Origin of the sequence: Streptomyces sp. NPDC101227 (assembly GCF_044767545.1) — a bacterium.
Lineage (GTDB): Bacteria > Actinomycetota > Actinomycetes > Streptomycetales > Streptomycetaceae > Streptomyces.
The window spans coordinates 783,473-796,524 of record NZ_JBIWOD010000001.1 but is presented as its reverse complement, the minus strand read 5'-3'; the positions used below and the strand labels follow the sequence as shown (position 1 = coordinate 796,524).

The 13,052-nt window shown below is 72.3% G+C and carries 11 protein-coding genes; 6 read left to right on the top strand and 5 right to left on the bottom strand.

All coding sequences use genetic code 11. From position 1 onward, the window contains the following. A complete protein-coding gene (locus ACIRPT_RS03655) occupies window positions 1-891 on the top strand; it encodes a TIGR03621 family F420-dependent LLM class oxidoreductase (RefSeq protein ID WP_403821593.1) in 891 nt (296 codons plus the stop codon). A 74-nt stretch (window positions 892-965) separates the two neighbouring features. Here ACIRPT_RS03655 and ACIRPT_RS03650 read toward each other — a convergent pair whose 3' ends face one another. Genes ACIRPT_RS03650 through ACIRPT_RS03640 form a run of 3 tightly spaced genes read right to left on the bottom strand, consistent with a single transcriptional unit; the run spans window position 966 to window position 4,966 of the window. Continuing rightward, on the bottom strand, window positions 966-2,243 hold the full coding sequence (locus tag ACIRPT_RS03650; RefSeq protein WP_403821590.1) for a VWA-like domain-containing protein: 1,278 nt from the start codon (window positions 2,241-2,243) through the stop codon (window positions 966-968). Beyond that, window positions 2,240-3,502 carry an AAA family ATPase gene (locus ACIRPT_RS03645; RefSeq protein ID WP_403821587.1) on the bottom strand — a complete coding sequence of 421 codons (1,263 nt, stop codon included), beginning with the start codon at window positions 3,500-3,502 and terminating at the stop codon, window positions 2,240-2,242. The genes ACIRPT_RS03650 and ACIRPT_RS03645 overlap by 4 nt, the downstream gene beginning before the upstream one ends. A gap of 60 nt (window positions 3,503-3,562) precedes the next feature. Then, window positions 3,563-4,966 carry a hypothetical protein gene (locus ACIRPT_RS03640; RefSeq protein WP_403821584.1) on the bottom strand — a complete coding sequence of 468 codons (1,404 nt, stop codon included), beginning with the start codon at window positions 4,964-4,966 and terminating at the stop codon, window positions 3,563-3,565. Between the two features lie 294 nt (window positions 4,967-5,260). Here ACIRPT_RS03640 and ACIRPT_RS03635 point away from each other — a divergent pair, with 294 nt between their 5' ends. From ACIRPT_RS03635 to ACIRPT_RS03620, 4 genes are all read left to right on the top strand, one after another. Next, window positions 5,261-5,680 carry a GNAT family N-acetyltransferase gene (locus ACIRPT_RS03635; RefSeq protein WP_403821581.1) on the top strand — a complete coding sequence of 140 codons (420 nt, stop codon included), beginning with the start codon at window positions 5,261-5,263 and terminating at the stop codon, window positions 5,678-5,680. A gap of 296 nt (window positions 5,681-5,976) precedes the next feature. Beyond that, window positions 5,977-7,320, top strand: coding sequence for a hemolysin family protein (locus ACIRPT_RS03630; protein ID WP_403821578.1), 1,344 nt, complete (start codon window positions 5,977-5,979; stop codon window positions 7,318-7,320). After that, window positions 7,317-8,339 (top strand): hemolysin family protein, encoded by a 1,023-nt coding sequence (locus ACIRPT_RS03625; protein WP_403821575.1) that lies wholly within the window; start codon window positions 7,317-7,319, stop codon window positions 8,337-8,339. Before ACIRPT_RS03630 ends, ACIRPT_RS03625 begins: the two co-directional genes overlap by 4 nt. A gap of 120 nt (window positions 8,340-8,459) precedes the next feature. Continuing rightward, on the top strand, window positions 8,460-9,698 hold the full coding sequence (locus ACIRPT_RS03620; RefSeq protein ID WP_403821572.1) for an FAD-dependent oxidoreductase: 1,239 nt from the start codon (window positions 8,460-8,462) through the stop codon (window positions 9,696-9,698). Here the strand turns inward: ACIRPT_RS03620 and ACIRPT_RS03615 are convergent. Further along, a complete protein-coding gene (locus ACIRPT_RS03615) occupies window positions 9,673-10,296 on the bottom strand; it encodes a TetR/AcrR family transcriptional regulator (protein ID WP_403821569.1) in 624 nt (207 codons plus the stop codon). The genes ACIRPT_RS03620 and ACIRPT_RS03615 overlap by 26 nt on opposite strands. A 95-nt stretch (window positions 10,297-10,391) precedes the next feature. Here ACIRPT_RS03615 and ACIRPT_RS03610 point away from each other — a divergent pair, with 95 nt between their 5' ends. Further along, window positions 10,392-11,345 carry an SGNH/GDSL hydrolase family protein gene (locus ACIRPT_RS03610; RefSeq protein ID WP_403821566.1) on the top strand — a complete coding sequence of 318 codons (954 nt, stop codon included), beginning with the start codon at window positions 10,392-10,394 and terminating at the stop codon, window positions 11,343-11,345. A gap of 82 nt (window positions 11,346-11,427) precedes the next feature. Here ACIRPT_RS03610 and ACIRPT_RS03605 read toward each other — a convergent pair whose 3' ends face one another. After that, on the bottom strand, window positions 11,428-12,969 hold the full coding sequence (locus tag ACIRPT_RS03605) for a hypothetical protein (RefSeq protein WP_403821563.1): 1,542 nt from the start codon (window positions 12,967-12,969) through the stop codon (window positions 11,428-11,430). Between the last annotated feature and the right edge of the window lie 83 nt (window positions 12,970-13,052).

Here is a 13,052-nt window from a genome sequence, read left to right as displayed (position 1 = left end):
ATGCCGCGCCCGTTCCGCTTCGGCCTCAACATGCTCACGCTCGAGGACAGAAAATCCTGGCGCCGGAAGTGCCGTCACGCCGAGGAGCTGGGCTATGACGTGCTGCTGGTCCCGGATCATCTGGGCATGCCGGCGCCGTTTCCCGCGCTGATCGCCGCGGCGGAGGCGACCGGGCGGCCGCGGGTGGGGACCTTCGTCCTCAACGCGGGTTTCTGGAACCCGGCACTGCTGGCCCGTGAAGTGGCCGGCGCGGACGCGCTCACCGGTGGGCGGCTGGAGCTCGGACTGGGTACGGGATACGTCCGTGCCGAGCACGAGAAGGCCGGGCTGCCCTGGGGCACTCCCGGTCAGCGGGTGGACCATCTCGCCCGCACCATCGAGGAGTTGGACCGGCTGCTCGGCGACCCCGAGCACCTCCCGCGGCCCGCGCAGCGGCCCCGCCCGCCGCTGTTGATCGGCGGCAACGGCCCCCGGATGATGCGGCTGACGGCCCGGCACGCCGACATCGCGGCATTCACCGGCGGCCGGCAGTCATCCGGCAAACCCGAGGGCGTGCTGGAGCTGCTGCCGGCCGAGGAGCTGGCGGCCTCCGTGGCCCGGTACCAGGAGTACGCCGCCGAGCGCCCGGAGCCCGCCGAGCTGAACATCCTCGTCCAGCAGGTGCTGCCCACCGACGACCGCCGGGCCGCCGCCCGGGAGATCGCCGCGCGCGGCATCGGGCTGGACGAGGAGCAGGCGCTGGAGGCTCCGACGTTGCTGATCGGCACGCCCGCGCAGATGGCCGAGCAGCTGCGGGAGCGGCGGGAGCGCTTCGGCTTCTCGTACATCACGGTGCTGGATCCGTTCATGGAGGCGTTCGCTCCGGTGCTGGAGGAATTGACGGGCGGCTGAGGGGCCGGGGAGCCGGTCGTGCGCGGTGATCGCCGGGTTCGACGGGCAGCCGCGGCAGCCGCGGGGCGGAGTCCTCACCGAGCGGTGGGAGCCGACCCGATGACCACCACGCGTGCCCAGGCGGGAGGCGAGTCCGGCACGTAATCGGGATCGTCCTCGTCCCACGACGCGGCGCTCTCCTGCCGGGGGAAGAGACCCACGACCGTCCGGCAGGGTGGTCGCGTGCCGGGCCAGGGCGTCTGCCCGTCGGTCAGGACCACGATGACATCGGGCCGGGGTCGCGCCCGGAGCGCCTTGGCGAAGCCGGTACGCAGATCCGTCCCCCCACCGCCTACCAGCGGGATGCCCTCGGCACGGCACAGTGGGTGCACGATCCGGGCCGCGGCATCGCAGGACAGCACGGTGATCAGATCACGGCGGCCGCCCACGGCGCGGGTGATCGCGGCAACCTCGATGAGCGCGCTGCCCAGTTCGGTGTCACTGACCGACCCGGAGGTATCGATGACCACGGAGACGTGGGGCGGCCTGCGCCGCAGGCTCGGCAGTACGGTGCCGGGTACTCCGGCCGAGCGCCGCGACGGGCGGCCGTAGGTGTAGTCCTCGCCCGCGCCGGCCCCGGAGGCCGCCGAGCGGACCGCCGCGCCCAGCAACTCCCGCCACGGCTGCGGCGGTTGGAACGCCTCCTCCGCCCAGCGCTGCCATCCCTTCGGGGCGTCCCCGGGACGGCCGGTGATGCCCTGCGCCACCCGGAACCGGACCGCGTCCTGTTCGTGAGCGCTCAGCCCGTGGGCGCCGTCCGGCCCCAGGTCCCACTCCCGCTCCAGTCCGTCGGCGCCACTGCCGCAGTCCAGCCAGGCGAGGCCCTGGGTGTGCGGCCCGAGCCGGAACTGGCGCAGGTAGTCCTCCATGAGCTCCCCCTCGGGCAGCCCCAAGGACGCGGGATCGACGGCGCCTTCGGGCCCGATCAGCCCCTCGCCGAACACGTCGTCGTTGATCTCGCAGTCAGCGGCGATGTTCATCCGCAGCCGTTCCCCGGGGCCGGTCAGCCCGCGCTGACGGGCGACCCGGTCACTGCGCCCGTGGTGGTCGCGCAGCAGGTGCGAGACCTCATGCACCCACACCCCCGCCAATTCCTCCACCGGCGTCCGGTCCACGAACACCGGCGAGACATAGCACCGCCAGTGCCGGTCGACGGCCATCGTCGGTACCCGGCGCGATTCCACGGTGTGCAGCGCGAACAGGGCGCTCGCCAAGTAGGGCCGGACCCGGGCGGCGTGCAGCCGGGCGGCGAAGAGCTTGCCGAAGTCCAGTGTCCCCGGTGTGTCCGGCGCGTCGGGTGCGTCCGCCGTCATCGGCCCGCCTTCGCGGCGACCGCGGTCCGGGCCGCCGCCCGGTCCGCCCGCCGGGACAGTGACACCACTCCGGCGAGCTGCTCGATCGACGCCGGCACGTCCCAGTCCTCCTCGCGCAGCGAGGCGAGGGTGGTCGCCGGGACGACCACCAGGTCCGGCGCTCCGGTCTCCACCGCCCGGACCAGGAGCGCCCACGCCGCGTCCCAGCGGGACTTGTCGGGGCGCCGGCGGATCGCGGCCACCACACCGTCGAGCACGGCCTGGCGCAGGTCCCCCCGTTCGGGCAGGACGGCACCCGCCGGGTCGGCCAGCAGCACCTCGGGGTCGGGGAGGTCCATCCGGTCCAGGCCGGCCAGCAGCTCCAGTCCCGGGCCGTCTCCCACGGTGCCCCGGACCAGGAGGGACAGTACGTCACGGGAGGAGCCGGCCGCGGTCGCGAAGGCGATCAGGCACAGGGCCATCTCCCAGCTTCGGGGGGAGGGCCAGGCGCCGCCCCTGCGGGTTTCGCTGCTGGGCAGTTGGTGCACGAGTTTGGGGCGGGCGGCGAGGAGTCCGCACACCGCGCGGCGGGCGAAGTCCACGGCCTCCGGCAACTTCGCCGCGTCGAGCCGGGGCAGGGTTGCCCGGGGCCAGGTGCCACCGAGGCCGCGTACGACGACCTCGTGGTCGTGGGTCCACTGAAGATGAACGAAACGGTTGGCCAGCGGCGGGCTCAGTTCCCAGCCGTCGGCTGCCGAGGAGCGGGGGTTGGCGGCGGCCACGATCCGTACGCCGGGCGGCAGTTGGAGCGCACCGATGCGCCGCTCGAGCACCAGGCGGAGCAGGGCTGCCTGAACGGCCGGCGGTGCGGTGGACAGTTCGTCCAGGAACAGCAGCCCCCGGCCGGCCCGTACCAGGCGTACGGCCCAGTCCGGCGGGGCCATCGGGACGCCTTGCTCGGCGGGATCGTCGCCGACGATGGGCAGGCCCGAGAAGTCGGACGGCTCGTGCACGCTGGCGATCACCGTGGTCAGCGGAAGGTCCAGCGCCTCGGCAAGCTGTGTCAGGGCCGCGGTCTTGCCGATTCCCGGCTCACCCCACAGAAGTACGGGCAGGTCGGCGGCCACGGCCAGCGTCAGGGCCTCCAGTTGGGTGTCGGGGCGCGGTTCGGTGGTGGCGTTGCGCAGCAGGGTCAGCAGCTCTCCGGCGACGTCGAGCTGGGGGGTGTGGGCCGCGTCGGAGGGGGTGGCGACGGCAGCGAACGGGGCGTATGCGTGCATATGTGATCACCTTTGTGTGCGTGAGGGTACGAGCGGGCGCAGGGGAACGGAGCCCCCGGATCAGCTGGACGTCGTGTGACGTGGGTGTGAGCGGTGGCCACGGGGACGGCGGACACCGGGGCGGATGCGGTCGGGTCCGGGTCCGATCAGGCCCGACCGGTACAGCCCGTAGGTGATCCGGCGCCGCGCGGCCGTCTCCAGTGCGTCCCGCAGAGCACCGTCGCGCAGTAGCGCATCGGGGCCCAGCAGGCCCTCGACGACGGCCAGCGCACCGGCGATATCGCCGTGTTCCAGGCGTTCACGGACGCCGGTGAGGCAGTCCGGATGACGGTGCGCCTCGTCGATCGCCCGCAGGCAGGGAAGCGGAGTACCGGTCAGGGCGACCAGCAGTTCCTCCCGCCGGATCTCCGCCGGGTCGTGGTCCAGCGCGGCCAGTACACCGTTGACCAGGCCGATCCGATGCCGAGCTCCCCGGCACTCCACGAGCCGCGGTTGTCCCGCCAGGTCCGGAGTCGGGGACGAGGGGGCCGGCGCATGATCCGGTAGCAGCGCCGAGGCGACCAGCGGGTGCAGCCGATCGGCCTCGATCGATCCGCTGCGGATCAGTTCCAGATCGGGGAGCACCCAGGTGGCCGCGTCGGGCAGGACTGGCGTCGTCGAGGCGCCGCCGTCCGTGGGCGCCGCCGCGATCCGCACGCCGGGCGGCCCGGGACCGTCCCCGTCCGCCACCAGGTCCAAGGCCAGCCGGCGCCGGCCGCCGAGCCGCACGGTGACGGGACCGGCGGGCCGCCCTTCGGCGCGAAGCAGTATCCCCGCCTCGGCCGCCCAGCGGTCAACGGCGCAGCGGCGCCCCGGCGGCACCATCCGCAGCAGCTCGGGGTCCGTCGCGCAACGGCCGTCGGCGGGCGGCCGATCGGCCCCGGACCGGATCCGTAGCTCGTCGGTCCGGCGCGCGTCCCACAGGTGGCGGTGCAGGTCGAGACGGAACCGCCGGTGGGGATGGGGATGCGGATGATGGCGGGCGCCGGCCTCGGAGGGGGATCCGTCCCACAACGCGAGGCTGATCCGCTGCCCGGCATCCGCCCAGGCCGGCGGGGTCCGGGCCACGAGGTACACCGGGCGTGCGCCGTCGCGTCCCGCCGCGTCGTACCTGGCCAGAGCGATGGTGATACCCGGGCGCAGCAGTCCGTCGGGAGCGATCCTGGGCATGTGCCAGCGCAAGAGGTCGGGCGCCAGATGGCGGAGATCGGCCCGGACCCGAGCCGCGAGTTCCTGGCCATGGGTACGCGCCAGGGAGCGCATGTGGAGGTCGAGATCGATGCCTGCGGCGGCGCAGGCGCCTGCCCAGTCCCCGGCGCAACGCCGGGCGGTCGCAGTCTCGATCATGGAGGGCGGCACGGCGAACCGGCGCACGCGCAGCCAGAGGGAAAGGCGGGAATCCTCATTCGCGGTCCGAGTGAGCATCAGCACTCACCTTGCGCGAATGGGGCCCCCAATCTGTTAATGGATTGAGTCGTCATCGCGAGTGATCGTATCGCTCGCCGCCGTGAGCCGCCAGGCATTTCCGGCTGGAGCGCGATCGGTCGCGTCCTCGCCCGGGCCGGTCGGACAACCGCACTCCTGGGCAACGCAGTTGGCTGCCGAAGGCTCGGCACGGAAGACTCCGCCTTCAAGGGCCCTCCGCCGCTCCCTGACTCGTCGTCACTCGTCCACGGAATCGGCTCGCCAGGCGCGCGAGCGATCTGCTTGGCTCGCCACATGAGTGATCTCCACATCCGCCACGCCGCCCTCCCGGACATCGACACCGTGCTGGCGTTCTGGCGCGAAGCCGCAGAGGGTACGAGCATCAGCGACGACCACGACGGAGTGGCCCGGCTCATCGCCACGGATCCCGAAGCCCTGATCCTCGCCGAGCGCGACGGCCTTCTCGTGGGGACCGTCATAGCCGGCTTCGACGGCTGGCGGTGCTCCGCCTACCGGCTGGCCGTACACCCGGACCGCCGCCGGCAAGGCGTCGCCACCGCCCTGATGGAAGCGGCGGAACAACGGTTCGCCGCGTTGGGCGGCCGCCGCGTCGACGCCATGGTCCTGGAAGCCAACGAACGCGCCCACCACACCTGGGCCGCGGCCGGCTACCACCGCGAGGACCACTGGCGGCGCTGGGTCAAGACGCTGTAGGCGGCACGCCGCCGGCGGCCGGCGAGGAGCACGGCCGGCCGGGCCGCGGGGGCGGGCTTGGCGGCGGCATCCGGATCGGTCGATGAGGCGCTCAACAGGGGCGGGCTTTCACCATCCCACCAACTTTGCCGATCCTTTACTATTGGAGGGCTTTCGTGACTTCCCTCCCCCCAGTGAAAGGTGTGTGAGCGTCCAGCCATGGACGAGCCTCCCAGTTGCCGGGCCCCCGGCCGGGTGCCCTCCCGACAGAGGGCGAACCTCCCGAACCTGTTCGATCATGGGACGGAGGTGACCCGATGACCGACCTGCTTCTGCTGGGCGTGGCGCTCCTCCTGACCCTGGCCTGTGGCATCTTCGTCGCGGCCGAGTTCTCGCTGACGACCGTCGAGCGCAGCGACCTCGAACGCGCCGCGGAGCGCGGCGAGCGCGGCGCGGACAGCGCCCTCAAAGCCGTCCGCAGCCTCACCTTCCAGCTCTCCGGGGCGCAGCTCGGCATCACCGTCACCGGCCTGGTCATCGGCATGCTGTCCAAACCGGCCATCGCCACCCTGCTGGCGGGGCCGCTCGCCGCGATCGGCCTGCCGCGCTCCGCGGTCGAATCGGTGGCGCTGGTCCTCGCCACGGCGATCTCCACGGTCGTCCTGATGGTCGTCGGCGAGCTGGTCCCGAAGAACTGGGCGATCTCCAGCCCGCTGGCCATCGCCAAGAACGTCGCCAGCGCCCAGCGCGGCTTCAGCGCCACCTTCAAGCCGCTGATCCGGCATCTCAACAACGCCGCGAACCGCATGGTCCGCCGGATGGGCCTGGAGCCCGCCGAGGAGCTGGCCTCCGCCCGCGGCCCGCAGGAGCTGATGGCGCTGGCCCGGCACTCCGCCAAGGAGGGCGCGCTGGAGCCGGACACCGCCGAGCTGTTCGTCCGTACCCTCAATCTCGCCGATCTGACCGCGGAGAACGTGATGACGCCGCGGGTGCAGGTGGTGGCCCTGGAGGTGCAGTCCACGGCCGAGGACATCGCCAATGCGACCCGGGCGACGGGGCTGTCCCGCTTTCCCGTCTACCGCGGCAGCCTGGATGCCGTCGTCGGTGTCGCGCACATCAAGGACGTCCTGACGGTCCCGGCCGACCGCCGTCCCCGGCACCCCGTTTCCGACCTGCTGCGCGAGCCGCTGCTGGTACCGGAGACCCTCACCGTGGACCGGCTGCTGGACCGGCTGTCCGGCAGGCGCACCATGGCCGTGGTCATCGACGAGTACGGGGGCACGGCCGGTGTGGTGACGCTGGAGGACATCGTCGAGGAGGTGGTCGGCGAGGTCCGTGACGAGCACGACCCGCTGGAGACCCCCGACCTCGCCCCCGCCGGTTCCGACGCGGACGGCCGCAATCTGTATCAGGCCGACGGCGCCGCCCGCACCGATCAGCTGGAGCGGATCGGCCTGCGGGTACCGGACGGCCCGTACGAGACGCTGGCCGGGCTGATCGCCACGGAGCTGGGCCGGATTCCGGTGCGCGGCGACAGCGTGGAGGTGGCCGGCTGGACGATGGATGTACTGGACGCGTCCGGGCACCGCGCCGCGCGGGTGCTGCTGCACGTGCCCCTGGCCGACGCCCCCGGGGACGTGGACCCGGAGGCCGGCCGATGACCGCCCTCCAGCTCTTCGTGGGCCTGCTGACGCTGGTCGTCAACGCCTTCTTCGTGGGCGCCGAGTTCGCGCTGATCTCGGTGCGCCGCAGCCAGATCGAGCCCTACGTGGAGCGCGGTGACCGCCGCGCCGCCAGCGTGCTGTGGGGTCTGCAGCATGTCTCGGCGATGCTGGCCGCCGCCCAGCTGGGCATCACGCTGTGCACCCTGGTGCTGGGCGCGGTCGCCGAGCCCGCCATCGCCCATCTGCTGGAGCCGGTGTTCCATGCCGTGGGCATCTCGCACGCCCTGATCCACCCGATCTCGTTCGTGATCGCGCTGTCCCTGGCCACCTATCTGCACATGCTGTTCGGCGAGATGGTGCCGAAGAACGTCGCGCTGGCCGAGCCGGTGCGCAGCGCCCTGTTGCTGGGTCCGCCGCTGGTCGCGCTGACCCGCGCGCTGCGTCCGGTGATCTTCTCGATCAATGCCTTCGCCAATGTGCTGCTCGCCCTGCTGCGGGTGGAGACCAGGGACGAGGTGGCCGCGACGTTCTCGGACGATCAGCTCGCGAAGATGGTGGAGGACTCGCGGGCCGCCGGTCTGCTGGACGAGCGGGCGCAGGAGCGGCTGCGGGACGCGCTGGAGCTGGGCCGCCGCCCGGTCCGGGACGTGGTGCTGTCCGCCGAGCGGGTCGTCGCCGCGCGCATGGGGGTCACTCCCGAAGACCTGGAGCGGCTGGCCGCCCGGTCCGGTTTCTCGCGCTTCCCGGTCATCGACGACAACAGCCGCATCCTCGGCTATCTGCACGTCAAGGACGCGCTGGACGCCACCCCGCGCGATCTGCCGTTCCCGGTCGGCGCGCTGCGCCCGATCGCCCGGGTCAAGTCGGCGACGCCGCTCGACGACGTGCTGACGGCGATGCGCGCATCCCGTACGCATCTGGCCGCGGTGATCGGCGACGAGGGGACGCTGGCCGGGCTGGTGACGATGGAGGACGTCCTGCGGGAACTGGTGCTGCAGCAGCCGCCCGCGGCCTGATTTCCTCCCCCGCAACACCCTTGGCTAACCGATCGGTTAGATTGCTGACCGATCGGTTAGCCGCGTTGCGTACGGCACGGCCGGTCGCGATATCCGTATGCGTCGAGGGGGCAAGGGCACATGGACCGCACAACGTGCTGCATCGTGGGCGGGGGACCGGCCGGAATGATGCTGGGGCTGCTGCTGGCCAGGGCCGGCGTGAAGGTCACCGTCCTGGAGAAGCACGCCGACTTCCTGCGTGACTTCCGCGGTGACACCGTTCATCCGTCGACGCTGCGGCTGCTGGACGAGCTGGGCCTGGGCGAGGCGTTCGCGCGGCTGCCGTTTCCCAAGCTGGAGGACATGCGGGCGCAGATCGGCGGCACGACCGTCGTGATGACCGATATGCGGCGGATCCCGGGCCGGCACAAATACTTCGCGATGGTGCCGCAGTGGGACTTCCTCAATCTGCTCGCGAGCGCGGCGGCCGAGGAGCCGTCCTTCACCCTGCGGATGCGCACCGAGGTCACCGGGCTGCGCACCGAGGGCGGGCGGGTAACGGGCGTGCGGTACGTCGACGAACGCGGCATCGCGGGTGAGCTCGCCGCGGATCTGACGGTCGCCTGCGACGGCCGGGACTCGGTGGTGCGCGGCGCGGCCGGGCTGCGGCAGGACCTCTTCGAGGTGCCGATGGACGTCTGGCAGATCCGGGTGGACGCTCCCTCGGACACCCGCAAGGACGGCCGCGTCTTCGCCCGGTTCGGCGGCGGCCAGGCGGCGGTCACCATGGACCGGGGCACGTACTACCAGACCTCGTATCTGATCGCGAAGGGCCGGGACGCGGAGCTGCGCGGCCGCGGCATCCAGCGGCTGCGTGACCGGCTCGGCGTGCTGTTCGACTGGGACGACAAGGTCACCGGCACGATCGAGTGGGACGACGTGAAGCTGCTGGAGGTGACGTTCGGGCGGCTGCGGCGGTGGCACCGGCACGGTCTGCTGTGCATCGGGGACGCGGCGCACACCATGTCGCCGGTGGGCGGGGTGGGCGTCAATCTCGCGCTGCAGGACGCGGTGGCGGCCGCCCGGATCCTGGCGGGACCGCTGCGCCGCGGCACGGTGACCGTCGCCGATCTGGCGCGCGTGCAAAAGCGGCGGCATCTGCCGATGGCCGTGGTGCAAAGGGCGCAGCAGGCCGAGCACGGGATGATCCGGGACGCCCTGAACGGCACGCTCGACGAGAAGCGGCTGCCGGTGCCGATGCGGCTGCTGCGACGGGTTCCGGCGCTGCGGACGGTCAGCGGGATGCTGGGCGGGTTCGGCGTACGTCCCGAGCGCGCTCCGGCCTTCGCCCGGGTCAGTCACGGCGTTCGATCGCGTTGAGGGTGAAGGTCTCCAGCTCGGCGGCGGCCGCGTCCAGATCGAGGTCGGGGTGGACGAGCCAGTGCGCGATCACCCCGTCGATCGCCCCGCCGATCGCCAGGGCCAGCGTCTGGGGGTTGAACTCCCGCAGCACGCCCGCCTCCTGACCCTCTATCAGAAGCGCGGCGAGGGCCTGCCACCGGCCGTTGGTGTCATGCGAGGACGGCGTCTTGAGCTTGGTGCCGCCGTGGTCGTCGAGCAGCATCTCGGTGATCACGCGGACATGCCGGCGGTTGGCCTGCTGGTAGCCGATCATCGCCCGTACGTAGGCGATGACCGCTTCCCGGGGGCCCGCCGCGCGCGCCAGGCGCTCGGTGACATACGCACTGAACTCGCCCATCACCTGGTCGAGCGCGGCCTTGGTGAGGTTGTCCTTGGAGGCGAAGTGGTAGAGCACCGCGGCCTTGGAGAGTCCGGCCCGCTCGGCGATCGCCGACAGCGAGGTCGAGGGGTAGCCCCGGGTGGAGATCAGGTCGATGGTGCACTCGATGAGCTGCTGCCGACGGGCCCGCTCGGTGAATGTGGGCGCGTGGGGTCCGTCACCCCGGCGGGGAGTCATGGCGCGTTCACCTCTACCTTTCCTCGCCCTCCGGACGACATCCGACCGTACACCGCGTCCGCCGGCCGGACGGTGCGGGATAGGATCACCGCGCCATGAAAATGAATGCCTACTACACCAGTTTCGTCGCGGTCGGCGACAGCTTCACCGAGGGAATGTCCGACGGCCTGCCCGACGGCTCCTACCGCGGCTGGGCCGATCTGCTCGCCGCCCGCCTCGCAACTGTCCCCCAGCCTTCGGCCGGGGGTACCCCCACCTCGCTTCTCCCCCAGCCTTCGGCCGGGGGTACCCCCACCTCGCTTCTCCCCCAGCCTTCGGCCGGGGGTACCCCCACCTCGCTTCGCTCGCCGGGCTTCCGCTACGCCAATCTCGCGGTGCGCGGCAAGCTCATCGGCCAGATCGTCGACGAACAGTGCGGCCCCGCGGCCGCGATGGGCGCGGATCTGGTGACGCTGGTCGGCGGGCTCAATGACGTACTGCGGCCCAAGTGCGATGTGGACCGGGTGTGCGCGCAGCTGGCCGAGGCCGCCGGACGGCTGGCGGAGGGCGGCGGGCAGCTGGTGCTGATGCGCAGCCCGGGGCGCGAGGGGCCGGTGATGGAACGGTTCCGGCCGCGGATGGAGCAGCTGTTCGCGCAGATCGACGCCCTGGCGGCGCGGCACGGCGCGGTGGTCGTGGACCTGTACGCATCGCGGGCGCTGGCCGACCCCCGGCTGTGGGCGGACGACCGGCTGCATCTGAACGCCGAGGGGCACCGGCGGGTGGCGGAGGCCGTCTGGCAGGCGCTCGGGCTGGCCGCCGAGTCGGACTGGGACGCGCCGCTGCCGGCCTCGGTGCCGCCCGGCTGGGGCGCGCGGCGGACCGCGGACCTCCGGTTCGCGCGGGAGCATCTGGTGCCGTGGATAGGGCGCCGGCTCACCGGCCGGTCCTCGGGGGACGGCCGGACGGGCGCCCAGTTCAGCGCCGAGCTGGGCAAAGGCTTCTGGGTCTCCCCCGCCGACCATACGGCCCCCGGCCCGGTGACGGACTGGCAGCGCGTCGGGACGTAACGGCCCGGCGTGTGGGGCCGCGACCGCCCGGCGCGTCGGGACGTAACGGCCTGGCGTATGGGCACGTAACCGCCCCCGCCGCTCAGTGCAGCTCCAGACCGAGCTCCTTCTCCAGCACGGTCGCCTGTTCAGGCGTGACGAGGACGAAGTAGCTGTCGTAGCCGGAATCCTTGAGGCGCACGAAGTCGACCTGGCGGAACCGGCGCGGGTCGTCGCCGGGGTCGGGATCGAGGTGGTGCATGAACTCCATGATCGCCAAGTGGTCGAGGTATTCCTCCGACGCGTGCTCGACCGGCTGGGTCACCAGGACGCCATTGCGGGCGAACTCCAGGACCTCGTCGTACTCCTCGTCCGGACGCAGCCGCACGTCGGTGATGGTGACCGCGCCGTCGGTGAGTGCCGCGGCCTCTTGCAGGATGCCCGCGTAGCTCTCCTCCAGATAGTCGACATCGTCCGCGTGGGCCGATATCGCCACGCCGAACGACGCGAGAGCGTCGGCCACTTCATGGGGTGGCAGCTCCTCGTGCCCGAACTCGGTGTACCCGGCGAGGACGCCGTCGACCTTCTCCCGGGACACCATGCCCATCCGCGCCAGAAGCGCCCCCACATGCGCGTACGTGGACGACCTGAACCAGATCAGCACCTCCCGCAGGCCGCCCGTGCCGTCCTCCGGCTCCCCCGGCTCCCCGTCCGCCGCGTCGCTGCGGAGCAGCTCGCGCAGGCACACCAGCGGAATGGCGGCGCCCCCGACCCGCTTGTCCGGCTGGTCCACGAAGGGCACCCCGGTCCAGGCACTCTCCCGCGAGCCCAGGGCCCCGGGCTCGGCGGCGGGGTCGAGGGGGAGGTACTGCCACACGGCGCCCTTGTTCCGCCGGATGACCTCGCCCACGTACCAGCAGGCGCCCTGCACGAACGGCTCGTCCCGCGCGGCGTCGAATTCCTGCACGGTGGCGAACCGCTGCCGCACCACCGCTTCCAGCCGGCCCAGCGTGTCCGGGTGGAAATTCCACCGCCACGCGCCCTCGAATGCGTCCTCGGCCCACTGGGAGAGCGCTTCCCTGCGCTCGTCCAGCCAGGCCGTCAGCACCGGAGGTTCCGGCAGCGGCTCCGTGGGGTCCACGCGCGGCGTGTGCTCCTTGACCGGCTCCCAGCCCGGGACCTCCTGCCGCCGTGCCGTCACGGCCTGCCGCAGCCGCTCGACCTCCTCGGCGAACGCGGTCCCGGTGCGGACCCGGAGGGCGTACGCGATCAGCAGCCGGGGTGCGACCGGCGAGAGCTCCAGGGCCGGGTCCGGCCGGACGACCGGCTGCCCCGGGAGATCACCGACCGGTCGGGTGTTCCAGCCCCAGCCACCGCCCGCTGTGCCGAGCAGGACCTCGCCGAGGTAGGCCATCGCGCTGTCCACGAACTCCGCCCGCTCCCCCGCTTCTTGCACGGAGTCGTCGTGCTCCAGCAGACGGGCCTCCAGCACCTCCAGCGACGTGGCGGAATAGTCGAACGTGAAGCCCATCCAATGGCCGGCGAGGTGCACCTTCTCCAACAGCAGCAGCCGATACGGCAGATCGTCGATCCACTCCTGAAGCAGATGCCGCGGTGAGGTCTCGTGCGGTGTCTCAGTCACCATGCGGACACAGTAGGGGCGACCACTGACAACGGGCCGCCCTCGCAGACGGCGAGGCGGCAGGGCGGGGTGCGAGGCGTTGGCCA

Bases quoted from the DNA above. Each gene is read 5' to 3' on its own strand.
- ACIRPT_RS03610 (WP_403821566.1), top strand. From the start codon at position 10,392: ATGAAAATGAATGCCTACTACACCAGTTTCGTCGCGGTCGGCGACAGC.
- ACIRPT_RS03615 (WP_403821569.1), bottom strand. From the start codon at position 10,296: ATGACTCCCCGCCGGGGTGACGGACCCCACGCGCCCACATTCACCGAG.
- ACIRPT_RS03630 (WP_403821578.1), top strand. From the start codon at position 5,977: ATGACCGACCTGCTTCTGCTGGGCGTGGCGCTCCTCCTGACCCTGGCC.
- ACIRPT_RS03625 (WP_403821575.1), top strand. From the start codon at position 7,317: ATGACCGCCCTCCAGCTCTTCGTGGGCCTGCTGACGCTGGTCGTCAAC.
- ACIRPT_RS03620 (WP_403821572.1), top strand. From the start codon at position 8,460: ATGGACCGCACAACGTGCTGCATCGTGGGCGGGGGACCGGCCGGAATG.
- ACIRPT_RS03650 (WP_403821590.1), bottom strand. From the start codon at position 2,243: ATGACGGCGGACGCACCCGACGCGCCGGACACACCGGGGACACTGGAC.
- ACIRPT_RS03635 (WP_403821581.1), top strand. From the start codon at position 5,261: ATGAGTGATCTCCACATCCGCCACGCCGCCCTCCCGGACATCGACACC.
- ACIRPT_RS03640 (WP_403821584.1), bottom strand. From the start codon at position 4,966: ATGCTCACTCGGACCGCGAATGAGGATTCCCGCCTTTCCCTCTGGCTG.
- ACIRPT_RS03605 (WP_403821563.1), bottom strand. From the start codon at position 12,969: ATGGTGACTGAGACACCGCACGAGACCTCACCGCGGCATCTGCTTCAG.
- ACIRPT_RS03655 (WP_403821593.1), top strand. From the start codon at position 1: ATGCCGCGCCCGTTCCGCTTCGGCCTCAACATGCTCACGCTCGAGGAC.
- ACIRPT_RS03645 (WP_403821587.1), bottom strand. From the start codon at position 3,502: ATGCACGCATACGCCCCGTTCGCTGCCGTCGCCACCCCCTCCGACGCG.